Consider the following 23,554-nt stretch of genomic DNA (forward strand, 5'->3'; position numbering starts at 1 on the left):
TGAACGATCGCGCATGGAGTTTGCACGATGAGTTCATCGCAGGTGATGTCGCAGGCGCTGCGCGCCAAGATCATGTCGGCCGACGAGGCTGCCGCGCTGGTCGAGCCCGGCAACCATGTCGGCATGAGCGGCTTCACCGGGTCGGGCTACCCGAAGGCGGTGCCGCTCGCGCTGGCGCGCCGGATCGAAGCGGCGCATGCGCGCGGCGAGCCGTTCCGCGTCGGCGTATGGACGGGGGCAAGCACCGCGCCCGAGCTCGACGGCGCGCTCGCCCGGGCTGACGGCATCGACCTGCGCCTGCCCTATCAGTCCGATCCGGCGACACGACAGCGCATCAACGCCGGCAGCATCGACTATATCGACCTGCATCTCAGCCATGTCGCGCAGTTCGTATGGTTCGGCTTTCTCGGCCATCTCGACGTCGCGGTGATCGAATGCGCCGGCGTCCTGCCCGACGGGCGGCTGATCCCCTCGACCTCGATCGGCAACAACAAGACATGGCTCGATCTGGCTGACCGCGTCATCATCGAGGTCAATTCGTGGATGAATCCGGCGCTGCTCGGCATGCACGACGTCTACTACGGCACCCGCCTGCCACCGCATCGCAAGCCGATCCCGATCGTGGCGCCCGGCGACCGCATCGGCGAGACCACCTATCGCTGCAATCCGGACAAGGTCATCGCGGTCGTCGAGACTCATGCGCCGGACCGCAACACGAGCTTCGCCGCGCCGGACGACGTTTCCGGCGCGATCGCCGGGCACATCCTGGAGTTCTTCGAACACGAGGTGAAGCAGGGCCGCCTGCCGCGCAACCTGCTGCCGCTGCAATCCGGCGTCGGCAATGTCGCAAACGCCGTGATGGCCGGGCTCGATGACGGCCCGTTCCCGCATCTGACCGCCTATACCGAGGTGCTGCAGGACGGCATGCTCAATTTGATCCGCTCGGGCCGCATGGATCTCGCGTCGGCCACCGCGCTGTCGCTGAGCTCGGAAGCTGCGGTCGAATTCAACCGCGAAATCGAGTTCCTGCGCGACCGCATCGTGCTGCGGCCGCAGGAGATCTCCAACCATCCCGAGGTGATCCGCCGGCTCGGCGTCATCGCCATGAACGGCATGATCGAGGCGGACATTTACGGCAACGTCAATTCGACCCATGTGCGCGGCAGCAGCATCATGAACGGCATCGGCGGCTCCGGCGACTTCGCCCGCAACGCCTATCTGTCGATCTTCATGACGCCCTCGACCGCCAAGAACGGCACGATCTCCTGCATCGTGCCGATGGTCACCCATGTCGACCACACCGAGCACGACGTGCAGGTCCTCGTGACCGAGCGCGGCCTCGCCGATCTGCGCGGCCTGTCGCCGAAACAGCGCGCCCGCACCATCATCGACCAGGCGGCGCATCCGAAATTCCGGCCGGCGCTCGCCGACTATTTCGAACGCGCCTGCCGCGATTCGACCGGCAAGCACACGCCGCATCTGCTCGAGGAGGCCTTCCGCCTGCTCAGGCCGGACTGAGCGAAGCGGCGTGCGACCGCGTGCGGGCTAGCCCCGCGTCGTCAGCGGCCGTTCGATCAGGGGCCGCGCCGCGACCGGCGGATTGGCGGTCTGGGCCGCCAGTTCATGGATCAGGCGATCGGCCTCGGCGGCCATGCCGTCGGGCGCCTGCAGCACCAGGCGCTCCAGCGCCCAGCGATAGGACGAGACGCGCTGCTCCAGGCTGATCTGCACCCATTGCACGATCAGCGAGTTCTCCTGCATGCGCGCGACCGCGTCGGCCTTCTCGCGCGGCGAGAGTTCGGTCATGTACTTCATGCTGGCATCGCGCTTGCGGTCGAGATCGATGACGCGGATCGCCGAGGCGAAGAACGGCTCGAACCGGGTGATGTCGTCGCGCACGTCGTCGATCAGCTGGGTGTAGCGCGAGGCGTGCGAGCGGTGCGGTTCGTCGATCAGGGCGCGGCCATAGGCGGTGCGGTCGAACACGACCTTCTGGCGCCAGGGCGAGGCCGACGGCTGATAGTCGCCGAACACGCTCTTCCAGGCGGGGCGCGAATGCGGCGGCTCGATCAGCGGATAAGCGAGATCGCGCAACTGGCGCTCATTGTCGGTGAGCTGGAACTGCGATGGCATGACACCGACGCTGGCGGTGGCTTCCGCGCCGATCCATTTGTGCATGTCGTCATTGCGCATGTCGGCGCGGGTGCGGCCAAAATCGCCGCCGCTGCAGGCGCCGAGCAGGTCGCCGACGAGGACGAGCGCGAGGACCGGCAGCGCGCGCCGGACCGGATTGACGATGGCCGGCATTCCCATGTCCCCCGACCTGTCAGCGGCGACGGCGGCGGCGGCTTGGCGCTGTGCCCTCGCGGGGCCCGCGATCGTCGGTCGTGGTCTCGCGCTCGATCCGAACGACGGGAAGAATCAGGATCGTTCCCATGCCCTCCTGCGGCGCGCCGGTCACGGCAGGCCGCGCGCGACGCGCAACGTCCGCCGGGAATTCAATGATGGTCGCCATGTCCACTCTCTTTCGTGCCCGAAGTTCTTACCCCCTGAAAACTCCCCGTCGCCCGAACTTCGCAGGCAAGAGGGCACGCAGAACTGACGATCACGAATGCCGGCGCATGACGCTGCACTTTGGCATTCGGCGCGGCGAAGATCAGGCTGGGCGCGAGACGCGGCCAAGGCGAGATCATCGAACGGATCGATTAAGATCAGGACGTGGTTAAGAGGATATTAATGCGCGGGCCGCCCGACACGGATCGCGTGCACCGGTGGGAGAGAAGGCAAGCCGGCGTTGCGCCTTTGTCTCACCGGGTCATTTCGACCCATCTTCACCGATTGTTTTCCTTAACGCCGCATTAAAACAACTCCGCTCTAATCGGCGCAACGATTGCCGAAGTTGCGTACCCCGACATGACAAGATCATCGCTGTTCCCCGGCTTCGACGGGTTGCTCACGCTCTCGCGCCGCGAGGGCGTCGACATCAAGCCCACTCTGCTGCGCGTGCTGACCGACCTCTATGTCCAGGCGAGCGCGCATTCCGCTGACGAGGAGCGGCAGTTCGTCGAATTGGCTTCCCGTCTGGTCGACGACGTCGATGATGCGACCCGTGCGGCGGTGCGTGCGCGGCTGGCGATCTATCCGGCGACGCCGATCGAGATCCTGAACAAGCTGGGCTTGCGCCCGGCGCAGAGCGAGCCGGCGCCGCCGCTCGCCGGCCCCATTCCCGCATCGCTTCGCCCCTCGTCTCCGATGCCGCCGCGCGACGACGCATCGTCGGGATTGTCGATGCAGCCGAAGGATGCCGCCGAGCTGAGCGAGATGTTCATGCGCGCCGCCTCGCACGAGCGCATCGCCATCCTGCAGAACCTCGCCACCACGCCGCTGAGGCCCGCCGCGCCGACGCCGTTGCACCGCGCGGTGCATGCGATCGAGGCGCTGGAGATGGCCGCCTTCAACGCCGACGTCGAGACGTTCACGATCGAGCTCGGCGAGAGCCTGATCCTGCCCTCACGCATGACCCTCGAGGTGGTCAACGATCCCCATGGCGAGCCGCTGGCCTGTGCCGCAAAGGCGCTCGGCATGCCAGCGCCGGTGTTCGAGCGCGTGCTGCTGTTCCTCAAGCCGGAGATGGGCCAGTCCGTCCAGACCGTGTTTCGGCTGTCACGCTTCTACGAACGCCTCAGCGAGCGCGCGGCGCTGATCATGCTGGCGGCCTGGCGCGGCTCGGGCATGGCGGCGATCAGGGCCAAACATCGCACGATGCTGTACGACGACGAGCGCCAGTCTGTCCGCGCAGGCGGAGCGCGGCCCGGCACAGCGACGCGACCGATCGTGCGCACGGGCACCGACGGCTTCAAGCGCTGACGCGCGATCACCGTCGCGGATCGGAGGATGATCAGGGACGCTCGCGCACGAGATCGAGGAAATGACGGCCCTGCCTGTCCTCGGTCTCGATGATCCAGGCGTCGGGATCGAAGCGCAGCTCCTTGACGAGACGCTCCTCGACCTGCGCTTCCGCGATCGGCTGCGGCGATACCGGTACGAAGAAGCGGTCGATCGGCCGGCTGTCGTCATAGACGGTCTGCGGCGCGGGGACATAGAGCTGCGCCGTGCCGTCCATCAGCGCGACCTTGACGAACACCGCACCGGCCTCCTCGGCGCCGCGGTGGCGGATCGCGCTGAACGCGCCGGCCGACTGGCAGCGCCGCAGATAGGCGCTCACCCAGATGCTGGTCTTCAATCGCATGATGGTTCGATGCAGGAGCAAGCGCGCTGCACGTCGCAGCCGCCCTGCTCTATTCGATCGGGTGACCGATGACAATCGCAAGCTCGCGCACCAGGCGGTCCGAAACCTGGCCGGTCACCGGCAGCTTGCGCTCACGCTCGAACTTCTGGATCGCGGCCTGGGTGTCGGAGCCGACCATCCCGGTCGGCTTCAATTGGCCATAGCCATATTCGGTCAGCGCACGCTGGACCGCAGCCACACGGCGAACATTGCCGCCCTGCTGCGTCGGCTGCGGACGCGGCACGTTGCCCTGCCCGCCGCTGACCGAGCGGACGAGATCGGCCAGGGGATCGGCATATTTCTGATCCGGACGCGCCTCGGTCGCGCGCTGCTCGACCGCCCTCTGCTCCGCCGCCCTGGTTTCAGCGGGCCGCGTCTCGATCACCTTCGGATCGAGCGGCGAGATGTCCATCGGCCGGGGCCGCGGCAGCGGATTGGAGCTCGTCAGATTGGGCGGAATGGTGACGATCGATCCGAACATCGGCGCCGGATGCGGTCCCGATTGCAGGAACACGGCATTGATGATGATGGCGCTGCCAGCCGCACAGGCCAGCAGGCCCGCAAACAGATCCTTCGGGCTGTAGAGCATGGCCCGCAGCAGCCAGCCGCGCTCCTCCGCCACGTCGGCGACGGCCGCAGCCGCAGCGGCGCGCTTGCGACGGCGCGGCGGCGCCGGATCATCCTCTGCAGCTCGTCTAGGCACTCTTCTTCACCTGCATGACCTGCCCTGGCTGGGCGGAGCGCGAGGGTGACAGCGGCGTGACGGTGGCGCCGGCGGCCGCCTCGGCCACGAAGTTGATCGGCAGCGCGATCGTGACCGTGGTCCCCTCGTCGATCTTGCTTTCTATCGACATTTCGCCGCCGTGCAAGTTCACGAGGCTCTTGACGATGGACAGCCCGAGCCCGGTTCCCTCGTGACGGCGCTGGTAGGTCTTGCCGGCCTGAAAGAACGGATCGCCGATGCGCTTGAGATCATCGGCGGCGATGCCGACGCCGGTGTCGGTGATTCGCAGCAGCAGGCGCGCGCCGTCGACGCCGGCAGAGACCGTGACACGGCCGCCGCGCTCGGTGAACTTGATGGCATTGGAGACGAGGTTGAGCACGATCTGCTTGAAGGCGCGCGGATCACCGGTGACCATCGGCAGGTCCTGCGGCACGTCGGCCGACAGATCGACACCGTTCTCGCGCGCCCGCAGCGCCAGCAGGTTGCAGCAATTGATCAGCGCAGCGCGCGGCGCAAACGGCTCCGGCGTCAGCTCGAAATTGCCGGACTCCATCTTCGACATGTCGAGGATGCCGTTCACGACCGACAGCAGATGCTGGCCGGAATCGTTGATCAGCTGCGCATATTCGCGGCGCCGCGCCGCGTTCAGCACCAGCACCTGCTCCTGCATCAGCATCTCGGAGAAGCCGATGATGGCGTTCAAGGGCGTGCGCAGCTCGTGGCTCATGGTCGCGAGGAATCGCGTCTTCGCGGCGTCGGCGCGCTCGGCAGCGCTGCGCGCCAATTCGAGCGCCTGCTCCTGCAGCTTGCGGTCGGTGACGTCGCGCATGACCGCGACCACCTCCTGCTCCGACCCGCCCGGCATCACGCCGATGCGGTCGAGCGGGCGGCACCGCATCTCGACCCAGATGAAATCGACCGGATGATGAAAGCCGCGGCCCTCGCCCGGCGCATCGCGGCGCAGGCGGAACTCGACGCTCGAGGCTTCGCTGCCGCCCGCCGCTTCCGACAGCGCCGTGAGGTAGGCCGGCCGGTCGGCGACATGGACCCGTTCGAACAGGCCGTGGCCGTGCAACTGCGCGACCGGCGCGCCGAGCAGCGTCTCGGCCGCCGGCGAGATGAACATGACCGCGCCGTTGCGACGGTGACGGGAGATCACGTCGCTCATATTACGTGCGAGCAGGCGATAACGCTCCTCCTCCATCGACAGCAGCGTCACGCTGGTGCGCGCGAGCGTGTCGGCGGCAAAGGCGAGCACGGCCGCATAGAGCGTGGCCGAGGCGACGCCGAACGCGAGCAGCCCGGTGCGCAGGGCGGGGTTGATCTCGGGCTTCGGCAGCCACCCGAAATGACCGATGAGGATGAGCAGCAGCGCGCAGCACAGTGCGAGCCCCGCGGAGAACACGACGACGCGGCGCGAGGCCGAGAACGAGGCTTCCAGGGGTACGACGATCAGCCACACCGCGGCAAAGGATTCGATGCCGCCGGTCTCGATCGACACCGCCATGATCAGCGCCGACAGCGCCATCGACGACAGCGCGCAGGCGCTCTCGTAGCGGCCGGTGCGTGACAGATACCAGGACAGCAGAATGGGCGCGATCAGCCAGGACAGCGCGCCGACCTCGAGCGCGCTCGGCGCACCGCGTAGCGCGAGATAGGCGGGAAACACGGCGAAGGCGGCGAGGCTGCCCAGCAGGCGCGGCGCGATGAAGGCGCGATGACGCGCGCGCGTCATCGCATCAGTTCGAGCCGATGGATGCAATAACGCATCGAGACAATCGCGGATGATACTCAACACACTCACGGCTCTCGCGCCTCGGCCTAATCGGTGGTTCTCACAAAGAGAACGCGCCGGGACGCCCCCTGTCGTCGGAAGTCACCGTGTCAGACTCGCATTAAGCGAACGCTAAGGTCCAGACTGCGGTGAGCCCGCCATTCGGCCGGGATGGTGAATGCATCGTTTCCGGCCGGGCCTGCGGTTGCGAAAGCGGCGCGATCTACAGCCGGTTGCACGGCGCGGGCGCCCGACGCCAATGAAAAATTGACTCCGAAAAAAATCCAGCGCCCGGCTTCGCGAAATCTCAACCAATTAAGCCCAATGCAAGCAGTCGCGACATAGAACAATCAGCTGCGATCCCGTTGCGCGATTTGAGCACGCGAGATCAGCAGCACGGTCGGGGTTGCGTGATGTTCTTTCTGCTTCGGATGGCATTCTGGCTCGGACTCGTGCTGGTGCTGCTGCCGCGCGAGAAGAGCCCGGACGCCGACAAGCTGCCGCAGATCAATGCGCACGAAGCCGTGCAGGCCGCGACCGCGGCCGTCTCCGACATGAGCCAGTTCTGCAAGCGCCAGCCGCAGGCCTGCGAGGTCGGCGGCCAGGCCGCGACCGTGATCGGCCACCGCGCCCAGGAAGGCGCGCGCAAGATCTACCAGATCATCACCGACAAGGCCGAAGGCGCGGAGAAGCCCGCCGGCGCCGACAAGTTCATCGGCCCGGTGAAGCCGGCCAGTCTCGACAAGCGCGGCAACGATCACACCGGCTCGATCGACGCCCCCGTGCTCGAGGAGATTCCGCCGGGCGACGCGCCGGCCGATACGCTCTCGACCGACGATCTCGCCGTCGAATGGCATCTGCCGCCGACGCCCTGAACCGGCGGAACCGACTGTCGCTTTCGTCGTCCCGAACGCCTATATGAAAGCCGACATCGGGACCGAAGAGCATCATGACGATCGACGACATCCGCGACAATTTCGCCCTGCTCGACGACTGGGACGACCGCTACCGCTACGTGATCGAGCTCGGCCGCACCCTGGCCCCGATGCCGGAGGACGAGCACTCCGCCGCGAACAAGGTGCAGGGCTGCGCCAGCCAGGTCTGGCTGTCCAAGCACGTCGATCACAGCAGCGCCGTGCCGGTCCTGAACTATCTCGGCGACAGCGACGCCCATATCGTTCGCGGCCTGATCGCAATTCTGCTGACGCTGTATTCGGGGCGGACGCCGCAGGAGATCATGACCATCGATGCGCCCGCGGTGTTCGACGAGCTCGGGTTCCGCGAGCATCTGACGCCGCAGCGCTCCAACGGCCTGCGCTCGATGGTCGAGCGCATCCGCGCCGACGCCCGCGAGGCGCTCGCCGCGGCGTCCTGATCGGCTCGGCTACTTTTCCCGCTCGGGCCGCTGCTGGCCCAGGCCCATCTTCTTGGCAAGCTGCGAGCGGGTGACCGCGTAGTTCGGCGCCACCATCGGATAGTCCGGCGGCAGGTTCCATTTGTCGCGGTATTGTTCCGGCGTCATGTTGTACTGCGTGCGCAGATGCCGCCGCAGCGACTTGAAGCGCTTGCCGTCCTCGAGGCAGACCAGATAGTCCGGATGGATCGATTTCTTCACTGGGACCGCGGGCCGCGCCGGCTCCGGCGCGGGCTCGCTTCGTCCCGCTGCGACCCGCGTCAGCGCCGCATGCACCTGGCTGATCAGCGAGGGAATCTCCGCCGCCGGGGTCGGGTTGTTGCTGAGATAGGCCGACACGATGTCAGCCGTCAGATCGATAAAGCTCTTGCCGACCGCTTCGGTCATTGACCCCTCATCCCGCTCCGCCCTGTGACCGTCGATCGCAAGTATCCCTCGATCGCAAGTATCACTCGCGCCGAGTGGCAGCGTTGTCTCGCGATTCTGCAAGCAATATGGGCAAATGACTGGCAAAATGACAAGATAGTGAGGACTTCTTCTTGAGAAGTCTGTCACCCGCCAAGTACTGTGTACCGTATGCCAGCCGGGTTCAACCTGACCGTGTGATCCCGCTGCCTCAGGTCCGGCCTTCCAGATGGGTGCGCAGCTCGTCGATCGACGCAAAGCGCATCATCCCTTCGGGCATCTGCGCCTCGATCGAGCCGTCGGAATAGAGCGAATAGGCCATCCCATCCACCACGCCCGACTTGACGATGCTGACGGCCGGCGCGTCCAGATCCTTCGGCTCAGGCGGCGGCGGGGTTGGCTCGGGATCGACGAAGGCCGGGGCGGCCCGCGCCAGGCGCCGCGGGAACGGCGGGCGCAGAGGCTCCGGCGTCCGCTCCGGTCGCGACCAGCCGTCCGACGCGCCCGGCTCGGTCGCGGCAGGTTCGTCCAGCGGCACGGGCGGCGGGGCGCTGAGGGGCGGTGACCGGAAATCCGTCGGCAGCGGCTCGGCGCCGCGCTTCTCCGCGCGTTCCCGCTCCCGGCGCGACGACGCAAACAGCAGGTTGCGCTTGGGCCGCTCGGCGGGTTCGGACGGCGACTCGGCGGGATCCCGCAAGGACTCGGAGGCGCGCAGCGAGCTTGACAAGGGAGACGAGGACAGCGGTGAGGACGACGACAGCCCCGAGGACAAGGGGGCCGACAGGTCCGGCATGCGGGGACGCGGACGCGGCGAACCGCCTTCGCGCCAGACATCTTCTGTCGGCGGCACCGGGGCGGTCTCGAAGTCGGTCGTCCCGGCGGCAGGCGGGAGCTGCAGGGGCCTGGCGTCGGACTCGGCGCCCGAACGCGACCTCAGCCGGCTCGAAATCACCTTCAGCTCGTTGAGGACGGCCGCCAGTCCGAACAGGATCAGCCCGCTGCACACGCCAAGGGTCCCCGACAGGATCAGCGTATTACCGACGCTGAACTCCTTGACCGGAATTCCCCAGGCGATCGCCCCGAGCCCGGCCAACACGGCGAGGGCCCCGGCGGCCAACATTGCACTCATCATCGAACTCATCCCCTAATGCGCCGGTTCCGGGCGGTGTCCCGACCGAAATCACATTAGATAGCTGCGGTTGCGCGCGTCCTTGAATCCGGTTTCTAGTCCAAATCCGCGACGATTTGCAGCGGAAGTTCGTCCAAGACCGCCGAAGTTCGTATCCGACCTGCGCCGCCCGCCACGATCCCGCCACAATACGGTTCAGCCAACCCTCGGAATTCCTGGAGGTTCCTCTCGGGTTCTCCCGGTCCTTCTGGTTCAGCGGGCGTTCATTTGGCTGTGCCAATATGGCGCTTAGCAGCCGAAATTCGGGTCCCCGCTGCGCTGCGACAAGGCGTGCCTCCCATATTTTCGACACCTCCGAACACGGGACGCGCTATACGCAGGCGGGGAACACAAGCCTGAAACGCGGAAGCGGGGTCGCCAGGGGACGCCGGGTCACACTCAGCCATGACAACGATAACCACTTCGGTCCTCGAGACGCCGACGCGGCGGTCCCTCGAGCGGACGTATGACGATCTCGCCGTGTTCGTGCTCGCCGCAGTCGCGGTGGTGGCCGGACTGACGTTCCGGGATTACGGCCTCGGCTGGGACGATTACACCCATGCCGAATATGCCGATCTGTTGCTGCGCATGTACGGCTCCGGTTTCAGGGACCAGGCGGCGCTGTCGTTCGCCAACCTCTATATGTACGGTGGCGGCTTCGACATGGTTGCAGCCCTGCTGCACAAGATCATGCCGCTGGAATTGTTCGAGACCCGCCGGCTGGTCGGGGCCATCGTCGGGCTGATTGGCCTCGGCGTGACCTGGCGCCTGGCGCGCCGCATCGGCGGCCCCGTGGCCGGCCTCGCCGCGCTGCTGCTGCTGGCGCTCTGCCCGATCTTCTACGGCCACATGTTCATGAACCCGAAGGACGCGCCCTTCGCGGTCGCCATGGTGGTGCTGCTGATGGGCCTCGTGCGCCTTGCCGAGGAGTATCCCTACCCCTCGCCACGCACCATCCTGATCATCGGCCTCGGCGCCGGCTTCTCGATCGGCTCGCGGATCCTCGGCGGCATGGCCGTGGTCTACGCCATGGTCGGCTTCATGCCGCTGTTCATGGAGGAGTACCGCACGCAAGGGCCCCGCGAGGCGATCCGCCGCTTCGCCCACGTGCTCTACGTGCTGATCCCCGGCCTGATCCTGGGCTACCTGATCATGGGGTTGATCTGGCCCTGGTCGATCATCGAACCGGCCAACCCGTTCCGGGCCCTGACCTACTTCTCGCATTTCTTCGAGAAGCCGTGGAAGGAGATGTTCGACGGGGCGCTGGTCTCGGTGCCCGACATGCCCTGGTCGTATCTGCCGACGCTGTTCGCGCTGCAACTGCCCGAACTGATGATCGCGCTGTTCGTCGCCGGCGTCGTCGCCTCGATCATGTCGCTGTCGCGGCCCGACATGCCGGCGCGCCAGAAGAGCATCCTGTTGATGCTGACCCTAGCGGCGACGCTGCCGATCCTGATCGCGATCGTCAAACGCCCGGCGCTCTACAACGGCATCCGCCATTTCGTGTTCGTGATCCCGCCGATGGCGCTGCTCGGCGGCATCGCCTTCTCCTGGCTTCTGTCGTGGCTCAACGCCGACGAGCGCCGGAGCTGGCAGCCGGTGGCGATCGCCGCGTTCTGCTTCGGCCTGCTGCTGCCGCTGGCGGAGATGATCCGGCTGCATCCCTATCAGTACACCCACTTCAACTTCATCGCCGGCACCGTGCGCGAGGCCGACACCCGCTTCATGCTCGACTATTGGGGGCTGGCGCTGAAGCAGGCCTCCGACGGGCTGAAGGAACAGCTCGACGAGCGCCAGGAGGTGCCGCCGATCGGGCACAAATGGAAGGTCGCGGTCTGCGGCCCGCAGCGCCCCGCCCAGGTCGCGCTCGGCCCCGATTTCACCATCGGCTGGGACAGCCATGCGGCCGACTTCGCCATGACGCTCGGCGAGTTCTACTGCAAGGGACTGACCGCACCCGTGATGGTCGAGATCAAGCGCGACGATGTCGTGTTCGCCCGGGTCTACGACATCCGCGGCCGCAGCATCTCCAGCCTGCTGTCGATCCCGGCGCCCTGAGCGGCGCACTCGGCCAAACGGCATGACTGCCCCCCCTGCCCCGCGCCGGCGAGCCGCTTAGGCTCCGGTCAACCAGGAAATCGGAGAATGCCATGTCGCCAGCCGAAGCGCGCCTCAAGGAAGTGCCGTCGAACATGACCGAGGCCGAATGGTCACAGCGGGTCAATCTCGCCGCCGCCTACCGGCTGGTGGCGCTGTTCGGCTGGGACGACCTGGTGGACACTCACATCTCCGCCCGCGTGCCCGGCCCCGAGCATCACTTCCTGATCAACCCCTACGGCCTGCTGTTCGAAGAGATCACCGCCTCCAGCCTGATCAAGGTCGACCTCTACGGCAATCAGTTGTCCGAGAGCGAGTACAGCATCAATCCCGCCGGGTTCACCATCCATTCCGCGATCCACGAGGTCCGCGAGGATGCCGGCTGCGTCATCCATCTGCACACGCTGGACGGCGTCGCCGTGTCGAGCTGCGCCGACGGCCTGCTGCCGCTGAACCAGATCGCGCAATACGTGACCCACGACCTCGCCTATCACGACTATGAAGGCGTGGCGCTGGACCATGACGAGCGGCCGCGGCTGCAGCACGACCTCGGCAGCAAGAACCACATGCTGCTGCGCAATCACGGCACGCTGACGGTCGGCCGCTCCGTCGCCTCCGCCTTCGAGCGCATGTATCATCTGGAGCGCGCCTGCTCGATCCAGGTGCGCACCCGCACGCTCGGTCCCTCGGCCTATCCGGTGCGCGACGAGGTCATCGACAAGAACGCGAAGCTGTTCGACAACGAGGATCGCGTCGAGCTGCGCTCCAATCAGTTGGTGTGGCCGCCGCTGCTGCGCCGGCTCGATCGCGTCAACCCGGGCTACCGGAATTGATTTTTCGCCGACGATCGGCTAGCCTGGGTTCATCACCCTCTACGCTTTTCGGAGTCAAACGCCGCCCAATTCCGGGCGGCGTTTTCATTCGTCCGGCGATGTCCCTCGTCAGCAGCACCCGGCCCGAGCCGAGCCATGCCGCTCGGCCGGGCCGTGCACTTGTTGCAGCTCCTCGGCCAGCCGGCGCTCGACGAAGCGCCGCTCGTGCTCGGCAAGGCGGGTGGCAAGCAGCTTGCGATAGCGCCGCACATTGGCCTCGCGCGAGAACCGCAGGCGGGCGGCGGGCCGCATCCTGCCGCTAGCGGTGCTGTCCATCGCAGCGCCATCGGCCTCGACATCGACACGCGGAACGATGCGCATGGCCGCCCCGCCGCGCGGGCGCGGCGGCTGGTCCTCGCGGTCGAGCTGACGCAGCGCGCCGAGCACATCGGCCAGATGCAGCGGCCTGGAGATGCCCGGAATCTTGCGCAGGCCCGGCTGCGACTCGACGGCATACATGTCCGACGCCCAGGACGACAGGATCAGCCGCTTCTCGGCCAGTGACAGCTTGCGATCGTTCAGCAGGTCGGCCGGCGACTCGTAGTGCGAGACCGGATGGAATCCGGCTCGGCCCGCGGTGATCGAAAAACGGTGCTCGCTCATGGCGTCTCTCCTCTTCCGCTCCTTTCACAAGAGACAGATGCTGCAAGGGCGCGGGCGACACGCCGCCCGCGCCGCAACTCGAACAAGGCGTCAGGCCGCCTTCTGCTGCGCGATCTTCTCGACCGGCGCCGTGCCGATGGCGATGCGGCGCGGCTTCATCGCCTCGGGAATCTCGCGCACGAGCTCGATCCGCAGCAGGCCGTTGTCGAACGCCGCGTTGGTCACCTGCACATAGTCGGCGAGATTGAACTGCCGCTTGAACGGCCGCGACGAGATGCCCTGATAGAGGTATTCGCGGGTCTCCTTGTCGCCCTTGCGTCCTTCCACCGTGAGCACGTTGTGCTCGGCGGTGATCGACAGCTCGTCCGGCGCGAACCCCGCCAGCGCCAGCGAAATCTGGTAGCGGTCGTCGCCGAGCCGCTCGATGTTGTACGGGGGATAGTTGTCCTCGACCGCGCGCTGGGTCTCGTCGAGCAGATCGAACAGACGGTCGAAACCGATGGTCGAACGCCACAGCGGAGAGAAGTCGTAGGTCCTCATAGCCAAGTCCTCCTGAGAGCAAGATGGATACGAAGGAGCGCCGAGCCGATGCGGACTTCAAAGTCCCGGAGATGTCTAAGTACCAAGAGACTTGGTACAAGAGACTTCTGAGTACCAGACAACCGGTCAGCGCCCAGATTTCGACCGGGCCCTGATGGCACCCGGCGCCGCCGAAGCGGCAGCAGACGAATTAGAACAACCGATATCCATTTCAAGAGGGGAAGATCGAATTTTTTGTCGTAGCCTTTTCGCGGCGCAACACCCGTCAGGCGGCCACGGCAGACAGCCGCTGCAGCCGCATCGTCGCCTCGCGGAGCACGCTGACCAGCCGGTCGCGCTCGCGCTGATCGATGTCACCGCGCGACAGCACGGCCTGGCAGTGTGCCACCACGCGCTGTTCGCTCTCGATCAGAAACCGTGTCAAGCGACGCGGATCGCCCATGCTCATGACGGAGGTCGGGTTGGGCGGCGGATGATCGTATTGCCAGGCTGGCATGATCGGGCCTGCGAGCTCGCGCTGCTGATGAGACCGGGCGGCGCGACAGCGCTCAACCACACCTCCCGTCGACCGTCGGTCCGTTCTCAGCCGGCTCACCGAATGCAATTGTGGCCGGTTGTGGACGGATTGCGGTCGTTGGCCTGATTGATAGCTGCGCGTTGTGGCCGATCCACGACCTCACGGGGCAGCGATCAGTTGTTTGTCGATATTTCTTTCGGGGAGCCGGGGGTGGCTGCGGCCAGCCGCCCCCGGCTGCATCGGATCAGAAGTCCATCGACGGCGCGGCCGCGGTGGCGTCGGCCTTCTTCGGCTTGTCCGCCACCAGCGCCTCGGTGGTGATCAGCAGCGAGGCGACCGAGGCCGCGTCCTGCAACGCGGTACGGACCACCTTGGCCGGGTCGATCACGCCGGCCTGCACCAGATCCTGGTACTCGCCGGTCGCGGCGTTGAAGCCCCAACCATAGGCATCCTTCTCCAGGAGCTTGCCGACCACCAGCGAGCCGTCCTCCCCGGCGTTCTGCACGATCTGCCGCACCGGCACCTGGATGGCGCGGCGGACGATGTCGACGCCGGCCTTCTGGTCGGCATTGGCGGTCTTGACGCCGTCGAGCACCTTGGTGGCGCGCAGCAGCGCCACGCCGCCGCCGGGCAGGATGCCCTCCTCCACCGCGGCGCGGGTGGCGTGCAGCGCATCGTCGACGCGGTCCTTGCGCTCCTTGACCTCGACCTCGGTGGCGCCGCCGACCCGGATCACCGCGACGCCGCCGGCGAGCTTGGCCAGCCGCTCCTGCAGCTTCTCGCGATCGTAGTCGGAGGTGGTCTCCTCGATCTGCAGCTTGATCTGCTGCGCGCGGGCCTCGATGTCCTTCCTGGCGCCGGCGCCGTCGACGATCGTGGTGTTCTCCTTGTCGATCACGACCTTCTTGGCGCGGCCGAGCATCGACAAGGTCACGTTCTCCAGCTTGATGCCGAGATCCTCCGAGATCGTCGTGCCACCGGTGAGGATCGCGATGTCCTCAAGCATGGCCTTGCGGCGATCGCCGAAGCCCGGCGCCTTGACGGCCGCGATCTTCAGGCCGCCACGCAGCTTGTTGACGACCAGGGTCGCCAGCGCCTCGCCCTCGACGTCTTCAGCCACGATCAGCAGCGGCTTGCCCGACTGCACCACGGCCTCGAGCAGCGGCAGCATGGTCTGCAAGCCCGACAGCTTCTTCTCGTGGATCAGGATGTAGGGATCCTCGAGCTCGACCCGCATCTTCTCGGAGTTGGTGACGAAGTACGGCGAGACATAGCCGCGGTCGAACTGCATGCCCTCGACCACTTCCAGCTCGGTATCGAGGCTCTTGGCCTCCTCGACCGTGATCACGCCCTCGTTGCCGACCTTCTGCATGGCCTCGGCGAGGAAACGCCCGATCTCATTGTCGCCATTGGCCGAGATGGTGCCGACCTGGGCGATCTCGTCGTTGCTGGTGATCTTCCTGGCGTGCGCCTTGAGGTCCGCGACGATCGCGTCGACGGCGAGATCAATGCCGCGCTTGAGATCCATCGGGTTCATGCCGGCGGCCACCGACTTGGCGCCCTCCTTCACGATGGCCTGGGCGAGCACGGTGGCGGTCGTGGTGCCGTCGCCGGCGAGATCGGCGGTCTTCGAGGCCACCTCGCGCACCATCTGCGCGCCCATGTTCTCGAACTTGTCCTCCAGCTCGATCTCCTTGGCGACCGTGACGCCGTCCTTGGTGATGCGCGGCGCGCCGAACGATTTCTCGATCACGACATTGCGGCCCTTGGGGCCGAGCGTGACCTTCACGGCATTGGCGAGGATGTCGACGCCGCGCAGCATGCGGTCGCGCGCGTCGGTGGAAAACTTCACGTCCTTGGCAGCCATGTTCGTCGTCTCCTTTCCTTCGATGACTGTCAGTTGGGGATCAGGCGGCCTTCTTCGCCGCGGCGGGCGCGTCGATGATGCCGAGCAGGTCGCTCTCCTTCATGATCAGGAGATCCTTGCCGTCGATCTTGACCTCGGTGCCCGACCACTTCGCGAACAACACGCGGTCTCCCGGCTTGACGCCGAGGGCGACCTGCTGCCCCTGCTCGTTCCGCGCCCCCGGACCCGCGGCAACGATCTCGCCCTCCTGCGGCTTCTCCTTCGCGGTGTCGGGAATGATGATGCCGCCCTTGGTCTTCTCCTCGGCATCGATGCGGCGCACGAGCACGCGGTCGTGCAATGGACGGAAATGCATGCACATCCTCCTTTACAGATCAGCGATGTCATAAGCCTCGGGTCCCATCAGGCCCCCGGGCGAGCAACGACCTAGGAAAGCCGAACTTTTCGTTCAAGAGGGTCACGCAAATTTTTTGGCACTCTCGGGGAACGATTGCCAGCCCGGCTCTTGAACCGGGCCGGCCGCCTTCCCAGCTCTGTCGTCGCCAAAAAATCCTGATCGCGCTTGTTGGGGATCACGATGCAGCTTCCGCCTTCTCTCCGGGCCGTCCTGGCGCCTGCCATCCTGCTTTGCCTGATGACCGGGCCTGCCTTGGCCCAAATTCCCGATCTCAAGCTCGGCCGGGTGCCGACGCTCGCGCCGCTGGTCAAGGAGGTGACGCCGGCCGTCGTCAACATCTCGGTCGAGGGCAAGGTCCGCCAGGACAATCCGCTCTATCAGGACCCGCTGTTTCGCGAGTTTTTCGACGTGCCGAAGCAGGTCGAGAAGCAGATCAGCGCCACCGGCTCCGGCGTCATCGTCGATGCGCAGCGCGGCTACGTGATGACGGCCAATCACGTCGTCGAGCACGTCACGACGGCGCAGATCCGCACCAAGGATGGCCGCAAATTCGCCGCCCGCCTGGTCGGGCGCGATCCCGCCACCGATATCGCGCTGCTGCAGATCAGGGACCCCATCGACCTCAAGGCGATCTCGCTTGGCGACAGTGACGCGCTCGAGGTCGGCGACTTCGTGATCGCCGTCGGCAACCCGTTCGGTCTCGGCCAGACCGTCACCTCGGGCCTCGTCAGCGCGCTCGGACGCACGGGCCTGGGCAAGCAGGGCTACGAGGATTTCATCCAGACCGACGCGGCGATCAATCCCGGCAATTCCGGCGGCGCGCTGATCAATCTGCGCGGCGAGCTGGTCGGCATCAACACCGCGATCATCTCGCCGGGCGGCGGCAATGTCGGCATCGGCTTCGCCGTCCCGATCAACATGGCGCGGCGGGTGATGGAGCAGCTCGTCGCCAACGGCCGGGTTGATCGCGGACGCATCGGCGTGACCCTGCTCGACCTCGACGCGCCGGCCGACGGCCGCATTCAAGGCGCGCGCGTCGCCGACGTCACCGTGGGCTCGCCGGCCGAACGCGCTGGATTGCGCAAGGGCGACATCATCGTGAAGGCGAACGACATGCCGGTGCGCAGCGCCACGCAGGTGCGCAACCTGATCGGCCTCACACCGGTCGGGCAGCGCGTCCGCCTCGTGTTCGAGCGCGACCGCGCGCTCGGCAATGCGACGGTGGAGGTCGCGCCAGTCGCCGAAGAACGTGCGCGTGCGCGGACTTCGGGCTGAGAATTCAACTTCAGTACGCTGTGAGCTGCGCATACCACGTGGAGTAAATTTTTACCGTGCATCAAGCATGCAGCGAGACGCCGATACCTCTCTAAATGCCTGTTAAGTGCCGTCGCGCTTATTGCAACCCCGCGGAGGTATTGAAATGCGGGGTGATGGTTTGTCGTTCAGTTTGCCACGCTGGCGCGTGACGCGCTGGCTGGCCGACCCGGGATATCCGGTGTCATCAGATATCCGCGGCGCATTGACCGGCGAGCTCTACGGCTGCTGGTCGGTGTTCGCCGGGGGCGCCATCAACACCGTCGCCGTTGCAGGAGCGCTTGCGCTGCGCACGCCGAGCCCGCTCTTCATCACCTGGTTCGTGCTCGAAGTCGCGGTCTGCCTGTCGCGTCTGGTCGTGATGATGATCGCCTACCGCCGCGCGCGCGAGCGGCTGGCGACGCCGACCGACATCCACATCCTGCTGTCGGTCGCCTGGAGCGCCAGCGTCGGCTTTGGCGTCGGCATCAGCCTCGCGTCCGGCGACTGGGTGGCCGCGTCACTGACCTGCATCTCATCGGCCGCCATGGTCGGCGGCATCTGCTTTCGCAATTTCAGCGCGCCGCGCCTCGTCGGCACGATGATCCTGTTCAGCATCGGCCCCGTGATCCCCGGCGTCGCGACGTCGCATGAGCCGCTGTTGTTCGCGATGTATCTGCAGATGCCGGTCTACTTCCTCGCCATGACCGGCGCGGCGTTCCGGCTCAACAGGATGCTGGTGGCGGTGATGCAGGCCAAACGCGAGAGCGACGAGCGGGCGCGGCTCGATCCGCTCACGGGACTGTCCAATCGCGCCGGCCTGATCGACGCGCTGCAGAGCAGGCTCGACGCCAGCGGCGATCGCAGCCTTGCTGTCCTGTATCTCGACCTCGATGGCTTCAAGCCGGTCAACGACACCTTCGGTCACGCCGCAGGCGACGAGCTGCTGAAGATCGTCGGCCGGATGCTGCGGCAGACCGCCTCTTCCGACGACGTCATCGCCCGGATCGGCGGCGACGAGTTCGTCGTGCTCGCCGGCGATCCTGCGGTCGACCACGCGCTGGCGCTCGGCGAGCGCATCATCGAGGTGATGACCGCGCCGATGGCCTTGCCGGGCGGCGCGCATGTCCAGATCGGCATCAGCATCGGCATCGCCGTCGCGCCCGAGCACGGCACCGATCCGGAAGCCCTGCTGTTCGCGGCGGACGCCGCATTGTATGAAGCGAAGTCGAGCGGCAAATCCTGCTGGCGGCTGGCCTCCGCCGAGGCCAATCTCGCAGCGCTGCGCAAGATCGCCGGCAGCGACCCGACCGCGAGCTCGGTCGCCAGCGCTGCGTGAGTTGCGCCTGGTGCAAACGACCAGCGCATCGCAGCCCGGATGAGCGCCTGGCTACCGTGGCATCTCCGCGAGCGCGGCGAGGATGCGGGCCCAGGAGCGGATGCCCTTGTGGTAGCTCTTCAGGTCGTATTTCTCATTCGGCGAATGAATGTTGTCGTCGTCGAGGCCGAAGCCGACCAGCAGTGAATCGAGACCGAGCGTCTTCTTGAAATCGGTGACGATCGGGATCGAGGCGCCCGAGCCCATCAGGATGGTCTCCTTGCCCCACTCCTCGGTCAGCGCCTGCTTGGCAGCCGCCAGCGGCTTCATGGTCCAGTCGAGCGCGATCGCAGCGCCCGCCGAATGATCGCCGAACTCGACCGAGCAGTCGCCGGGAATGCGCGCCGAGACGTAGTCGCGGAACGCCTTGCGGATCTTCAGCGGGTCCTGGCCCTCGACGAGGCGGAACGAGACCTTCGCATGCGCCAGCGACGGGATCACGGTCTTGGAGCCCTCGCCGATATAGCCGCCCCAGATGCCGTTGATGTCGCAGGTCGGTCGCGACGAGATCTGCTCGATCAGCAGACGATCCTTCTCGCCGGCGGGAATCGACAGGCCGATCGGCTTGAGAAAGCTCTCGGGCGTCAGGTTCAGCTTCTTCCACTGCTCCAGCACCTCAGGCGGAACGTCCTTCACGCCATCATAGAAGCCGGGAATGGTGATGCGGCCGTCGGCGTCGAACAGGCCGCCAAGCACTTCGGTCAGCACGCGGATCGGATTGCGCGCGCCGCCGCCGAACACGCCGGAATGCAGGTCGCGATTGGCGGCCTTGATCTTGATCTCCTCATAGAGCAGGCCGCGCAACGAGGTGGTGATCGCCGGCGTGTTCGGGTCCCACATGCCGGTGTCGCAGACCAGCGCGAAATCGGCCTTGAACTCGTCCTTGTTGGCCTCGAGGAACGGCACGAAGTTCTTGGAGCCGACCTCCTCCTCGCCTTCGATCAGCATGGTGATGTCGAGCGGCAGCGCGCCCGTCACCTTCTTCCAGGCGCGACAGGCCTCGACGAAGGTCATCAGTTGGCCCTTGTCGTCCTCGGCGCCGCGCGCGACGATGATCTTGCGGCCGTCGGCGTGATCGGCGACCACAGGCTCGAACGGCGGCCGGTGCCACAATTCGAGCGGATCGACCGGCTGCACGTCGTAATGACCATAGAACAGGACATGCGGCTTGGCGGCGCCATGACCGTTGCTCTTGCCGACCACGGCCGGATGGCCAGCGGTCGGGCGCACCTCGGTCGCAAAGCCGAGCGTCGCAAGATCCTTGGCGAGGTGGTCGGCCGCCACCCTGCAATCGTCAGCAAAGGCCGGATCGGCCGAGATCGACTTGATGCGGATCAGCGCAAACAGCCGTTCCAGGCTGTTGTCGAAATCGGCATCGATGTGATCGAGAACGGATTGAAGCTGCGCATTGGCCATGGCCACCGGATCCTTCGCATGTAACGGCTATTGGCCCGCTTGTAGCTCCGTTGCGCGGTCCGGGCCAGCCTCATGCAAAGGCAGTGAATGCCGCCTGCGTCCCAAGTCGGCCGATGACATGGCAAGGCCATCACGCCGACCGGAAACACGACATCATCTCAACGCCGCAGCAGTCCACCGAGCGCGCCACGCACGAGGGATCGGCCGATCGAACTGCCCAAGGAGCCACCGACCTGCTTGCCGAGATCGGCCGCGATCCCGCCCACCACCTTGTCGGAGACCGAGCGGGCGACGTTGCGCGCGATCACCTGCGTGGTCGAGAGCTGGCCGCGCTTGACGTTGGTGCCGAAGATCGTCGCGGCGATGTCGCCGATCTTGCCGAGCACGCCGCCGGAGGAGGCTGCCGTCGTCACGGCGTTTCCCGCGATCCGCTTCTGCAGCAGCTCGTAGGCGGACTCGGCGTCGATCGCGGTGTCGTATTTGCCCTTGACCGGGCTCGCGGCGATGACCGCCTTGCGTTCCTCCGGCGTCACGGGTCCGATCCGCGCCGAGGGCGGCCGGATCAGGACGCGCTCCACCATCGCCGGTGTGCCGTTGCCCTCCAGGAACGACACCAGCGCCTCGCCCTTGCCGAGTTCCGTGATCACCTTCGCGGTATCGAGCTTGGGGTTGGGACGGAAAGTGTCGGCGGCGGCGGCCACCGCCTTCTGGTCGCGCGGCGTGAAGGCGCGCAGCGCGTGCTGCACGCGATTGCCCAATTGCCCGAGCACCCGGTCCGGAACATCGAGCGGATTCTGCGTGACGAAGTAGACGCCGACACCCTTCGACCGGATCAGCCGCACCACCTGCTCGATCTTGTCCATCAGCGCCTTCGGCGCATCATTGAACAACAGATGCGCCTCGTCGAAAAAGAAGACCAGCTTCGGCTTGGCGACGTCGCCGACCTCCGGCAGTTCCTCGAACAGCTCGGACAGCATCCAGAGCAGGAACGTCGCGTAGAGTCGCGGGCTCTCCAGCAGCCTGTCGGCGACGAGGATGTTGATCATGCCGCGGCCGTCGCGGTCGGTCTTCATGAAGTCGGTGAGCGCCAGCGCCGGTTCGCCGAAGAACTTCGTGCCGCCCTGGTTCTCGAGCACGAGCAACTGCCGCTGGATCGTGCCGACGGTCGCGCGCGTGACATTGCCGAACGACTGCGCCGCCTTCCGGATCGGCGCCAGAGGGTCGGCGTCCGCATCCGCGCCCTTCTTGGCTTCCGGAATGATGGCGTCGAGCAGCGCGCGCAGATCCTTCATGTCGATCAGGGCGAGGCCGTTCTCGTCGGCCACGCGGAACGCGACGTTAAGCACACCTTCCTGGACATCGTTCAGGTCGAGCATCCGCGCCAGCAGCAGCGGTCCCATCTCGGTGACGGTGGCGCGCACCGGATGCCCCTGCTCGCCGAACACATCCCAAAATACCGTCGAGAACTGATCGGGTTGATAGGTGAGGCCGAGCTCGGTGGCGCGCTTGAGGATGAAGTCCTTCGCTTCGCCGGTTTGCGAAATGCCCGAGAGATCACCTTTGATATCGGAGGCGAAGACCGGAACACCGGCACGGGCAAAACCTTCGGCCATCACCTGCAGCGAGACCGTCTTGCCGGTGCCGGTCGCGCCGGTGACCAGTCCATGGCGATTGGCAAGCGCCAGTGTCAACCAGGCCGGCTGCTCGCCGGCACCCACGAAGATCTTGTCGTCGGTATCAGCCAGGGGTTTTCCGGATGGTGCCATGATGATCCATCTTTCGAGAGAGAATGTTTCGCATCACACGTGGTGCGGAGCATCGCGTACGATAACATAGTTGAGTTTCGCGAGCTGGAACCAGCGTCAGGGTGCCTCACCTCTTCGCACGGCACGCACTTTTCTTAGCATTGGTGCCGCGCGATGCGCACGTTTGGTACGTAGATTCAACATCCGGTCTTGCATCGCTGCAACAGTTCATCGTCGATCGCGAATCGATTCGCGCACCAAGCCGGCTCCTCGCTTGTAATTCACGGATCGTCCGATCAAGATGAATTCAGCGAGAGGACGTCCGGTCGTGGGGGACCGGATGAGACGGGGTTCACATGAGCGAGTTGATTGAGCCGCTGGCCAGAACGGCCGGCATCAGTAAAGTCGTGGCTGAAATCATCGGCATCGGGCCTGACCTCCTCAGCGATATTGGATGGCGACGGCAGGGGCAGCAGCCGTCAGCCGGTGAACTTTTTGCGTTCGGCCGCGACCAAATCGAAGCCGATCAGTTGGCACGATCGCGACAGGCACACCCGGCCTGAGCCGGTTGCCCCAAGCCCGACCGCCTGGGCCAGATCATCTGAAGCACCTTCGCGCGCGCCGAGTATCATGACATATCCGATCACCGAACTCGAAGGCATGACGACCTTCTATGCCGCCAAGCTGAAAGCTTTGGGCATCCGGACCACCGACGCATTTCTCGAAGCCGCCCGGACCGTGAAAGGGCGCAAGGCGCTGGCCGCCAAGACCGGCATCAGCGAGCAGCAACTGCTCGATTGGGCAAACGCCGCCGATTACATGCGCATTCCCGGCATGGGCAAGGCCAAGGTCTGCCTCGTCCGCGCAGCCGGCGTGACCACCGTGCGCGAGCTGGCGCACCGCAATCCGGCCCGGCTGGCGCAGAACATCAAGGAAGTGAACACCCGGCGGAAGCTGGTTCGCATCCTGCCGTCGGAGAAGTCGGTCGGCCAGCTCATCGAAAAGGCGCGGCGGCTGGAGCCGAAGATCAGCTATTGATCGCCCTCTGGATTGACC

At 66.0% G+C, this 23,554-nt stretch carries 24 protein-coding genes; 10 read left to right on the forward strand and 14 right to left on the reverse strand.

Translation table 11 applies throughout. The annotated features are described in order from the left end of the window. Positions 1–27: 27 nt before the first annotated feature. Positions 28–1,518, forward strand: a complete 1,491-nt coding sequence (locus ACQR1F_RS18710) for an acetyl-CoA hydrolase/transferase family protein (protein WP_434913616.1) — start codon at positions 28–30, stop codon at positions 1,516–1,518. A 27-nt stretch (positions 1,519–1,545) separates the two neighbouring features. On the opposite strand, the gene ACQR1F_RS18715 is transcribed toward ACQR1F_RS18710, so the two are convergent. Beyond that, the gene (locus tag ACQR1F_RS18715) at positions 1,546–2,307 is read right to left on the reverse strand and encodes a hypothetical protein (RefSeq protein WP_315804205.1); all 762 of its coding nucleotides are present in this window, start codon (positions 2,305–2,307) and stop codon (positions 1,546–1,548) included. Between the two features lie 19 nt (positions 2,308–2,326). Beyond that, on the reverse strand, positions 2,327–2,515 hold the full coding sequence (locus ACQR1F_RS18720) for a hypothetical protein (RefSeq protein ID WP_315739858.1): 189 nt from the start codon (positions 2,513–2,515) through the stop codon (positions 2,327–2,329). A gap of 398 nt (positions 2,516–2,913) precedes the next feature. Here ACQR1F_RS18720 and ACQR1F_RS18725 point away from each other — a divergent pair, with 398 nt between their 5' ends. Then, on the forward strand, positions 2,914–3,867 hold the full coding sequence (locus ACQR1F_RS18725) for a DUF2336 domain-containing protein (RefSeq protein ID WP_316218094.1): 954 nt from the start codon (positions 2,914–2,916) through the stop codon (positions 3,865–3,867). A gap of 31 nt (positions 3,868–3,898) precedes the next feature. On the opposite strand, the gene ACQR1F_RS18730 is transcribed toward ACQR1F_RS18725, so the two are convergent. The 3 genes from ACQR1F_RS18730 to ACQR1F_RS18740 are packed head-to-tail and all read right to left on the reverse strand — an operon-like array spanning position 3,899 to position 6,747. Next, positions 3,899–4,249: a DUF1491 family protein gene (locus ACQR1F_RS18730; protein WP_315804208.1), complete on the reverse strand. Its 351-nt coding sequence runs from the start codon at positions 4,247–4,249 to the stop codon at positions 3,899–3,901. Between the two features lie 49 nt (positions 4,250–4,298). Next, positions 4,299–4,991, reverse strand: a complete 693-nt coding sequence (locus ACQR1F_RS18735; protein WP_434913617.1) for a peptidoglycan-binding domain-containing protein — start codon at positions 4,989–4,991, stop codon at positions 4,299–4,301. Further along, positions 4,984–6,747 (reverse strand): PAS domain-containing sensor histidine kinase, encoded by a 1,764-nt coding sequence (locus tag ACQR1F_RS18740; protein WP_315804210.1) that lies wholly within the window; start codon positions 6,745–6,747, stop codon positions 4,984–4,986. Before ACQR1F_RS18740 ends, ACQR1F_RS18735 begins: the two co-directional genes overlap by 8 nt. Positions 6,748–7,199: 452 nt before the next feature. On the opposite strand from ACQR1F_RS18740, the gene ACQR1F_RS18745 reads away from it, so the two are divergent. Beyond that, positions 7,200–7,661, forward strand: coding sequence for a DUF5330 domain-containing protein (locus ACQR1F_RS18745; protein ID WP_315804211.1), 462 nt, complete (start codon positions 7,200–7,202; stop codon positions 7,659–7,661). Positions 7,662–7,735: 74 nt separating this feature from the next. Then, on the forward strand, positions 7,736–8,161 hold the full coding sequence (locus tag ACQR1F_RS18750; protein ID WP_315804212.1) for a SufE family protein: 426 nt from the start codon (positions 7,736–7,738) through the stop codon (positions 8,159–8,161). A 9-nt stretch (positions 8,162–8,170) separates the two neighbouring features. On the opposite strand, the gene ACQR1F_RS18755 is transcribed toward ACQR1F_RS18750, so the two are convergent. Continuing rightward, positions 8,171–8,587 (reverse strand): MucR family transcriptional regulator, encoded by a 417-nt coding sequence (locus tag ACQR1F_RS18755; protein ID WP_315716114.1) that lies wholly within the window; start codon positions 8,585–8,587, stop codon positions 8,171–8,173. Between the two features lie 229 nt (positions 8,588–8,816). Further along, entirely contained in the window at positions 8,817–9,737 is a 921-nt protein-coding gene (locus ACQR1F_RS18760) for a hypothetical protein (RefSeq protein ID WP_434913618.1), read from the reverse strand. Between the two features lie 441 nt (positions 9,738–10,178). On the opposite strand from ACQR1F_RS18760, the gene ACQR1F_RS18765 reads away from it, so the two are divergent. Together ACQR1F_RS18765 and ACQR1F_RS18770 are read left to right on the forward strand one after the other, a co-directional pair. Continuing rightward, positions 10,179–11,831 (forward strand): glycosyltransferase family 39 protein, encoded by a 1,653-nt coding sequence (locus ACQR1F_RS18765; protein ID WP_316182575.1) that lies wholly within the window; start codon positions 10,179–10,181, stop codon positions 11,829–11,831. A gap of 92 nt (positions 11,832–11,923) precedes the next feature. After that, entirely contained in the window at positions 11,924–12,703 is a 780-nt protein-coding gene (locus ACQR1F_RS18770) for a class II aldolase/adducin family protein (protein ID WP_315804214.1), read from the forward strand. A 108-nt stretch (positions 12,704–12,811) separates the two neighbouring features. Here the strand turns inward: ACQR1F_RS18770 and ACQR1F_RS18775 are convergent, their stop codons facing one another. The 5 genes from ACQR1F_RS18775 to groES all read right to left on the reverse strand — a co-directional run bounded on the left by ACQR1F_RS18775 (position 12,812) and on the right by groES (position 16,624). Further along, positions 12,812–13,345 (reverse strand): hypothetical protein, encoded by a 534-nt coding sequence (locus ACQR1F_RS18775; RefSeq protein WP_316182574.1) that lies wholly within the window; start codon positions 13,343–13,345, stop codon positions 12,812–12,814. A gap of 90 nt (positions 13,346–13,435) precedes the next feature. After that, positions 13,436–13,885 carry an Hsp20 family protein gene (locus ACQR1F_RS18780; RefSeq protein ID WP_434913619.1) on the reverse strand — a complete coding sequence of 150 codons (450 nt, stop codon included), beginning with the start codon at positions 13,883–13,885 and terminating at the stop codon, positions 13,436–13,438. A 265-nt stretch (positions 13,886–14,150) separates the two neighbouring features. After that, positions 14,151–14,381: a hypothetical protein gene (locus ACQR1F_RS18785; RefSeq protein ID WP_315716108.1), complete on the reverse strand. Its 231-nt coding sequence runs from the start codon at positions 14,379–14,381 to the stop codon at positions 14,151–14,153. Between the two features lie 265 nt (positions 14,382–14,646). Next, positions 14,647–16,269: a chaperonin GroEL gene (gene groL / locus ACQR1F_RS18790; protein WP_434913620.1), complete on the reverse strand. Its 1,623-nt coding sequence runs from the start codon at positions 16,267–16,269 to the stop codon at positions 14,647–14,649. 40 nt (positions 16,270–16,309) lie between these two features. Beyond that, positions 16,310–16,624: a co-chaperone GroES gene (gene groES / locus ACQR1F_RS18795; protein ID WP_316182572.1), complete on the reverse strand. Its 315-nt coding sequence runs from the start codon at positions 16,622–16,624 to the stop codon at positions 16,310–16,312. Between the two features lie 222 nt (positions 16,625–16,846). Between groES and ACQR1F_RS18800 the strand changes: the two genes are divergently transcribed. Continuing rightward, positions 16,847–17,941, forward strand: coding sequence for a trypsin-like peptidase domain-containing protein (locus ACQR1F_RS18800; protein ID WP_434913621.1), 1,095 nt, complete (start codon positions 16,847–16,849; stop codon positions 17,939–17,941). A 145-nt stretch (positions 17,942–18,086) separates the two neighbouring features. Beyond that, complete coding sequence (locus tag ACQR1F_RS18805; protein WP_434913622.1) at positions 18,087–19,298, forward strand: diguanylate cyclase domain-containing protein; 1,212 nt, start codon at positions 18,087–18,089, stop codon at positions 19,296–19,298. Between the two features lie 51 nt (positions 19,299–19,349). Here the strand turns inward: ACQR1F_RS18805 and ACQR1F_RS18810 are convergent, their stop codons facing one another. Then, on the reverse strand, positions 19,350–20,753 hold the full coding sequence (locus ACQR1F_RS18810) for a M20/M25/M40 family metallo-hydrolase (protein ID WP_434913623.1): 1,404 nt from the start codon (positions 20,751–20,753) through the stop codon (positions 19,350–19,352). Between the two features lie 158 nt (positions 20,754–20,911). Next, positions 20,912–22,519 carry a helicase HerA-like domain-containing protein gene (locus tag ACQR1F_RS18815; protein WP_434899720.1) on the reverse strand — a complete coding sequence of 536 codons (1,608 nt, stop codon included), beginning with the start codon at positions 22,517–22,519 and terminating at the stop codon, positions 20,912–20,914. A 335-nt stretch (positions 22,520–22,854) separates the two neighbouring features. Between ACQR1F_RS18815 and ACQR1F_RS18820 the strand changes: the two genes are divergently transcribed. Together ACQR1F_RS18820 and ACQR1F_RS18825 are read left to right on the forward strand one after the other, a co-directional pair. Continuing rightward, the gene (locus ACQR1F_RS18820; protein WP_315804223.1) at positions 22,855–23,061 is read left to right on the forward strand and encodes a hypothetical protein; all 207 of its coding nucleotides are present in this window, start codon (positions 22,855–22,857) and stop codon (positions 23,059–23,061) included. Positions 23,062–23,128: 67 nt separating this feature from the next. Continuing rightward, complete coding sequence (locus ACQR1F_RS18825; protein ID WP_316182561.1) at positions 23,129–23,536, forward strand: DUF4332 domain-containing protein; 408 nt, start codon at positions 23,129–23,131, stop codon at positions 23,534–23,536. Positions 23,537–23,554 lie beyond the last annotated feature (18 nt).

The organism is Bradyrhizobium sp. HKCCYLS3013 (assembly GCF_051167615.1).
GTDB lineage: Bacteria > Pseudomonadota > Alphaproteobacteria > Rhizobiales > Xanthobacteraceae > Bradyrhizobium.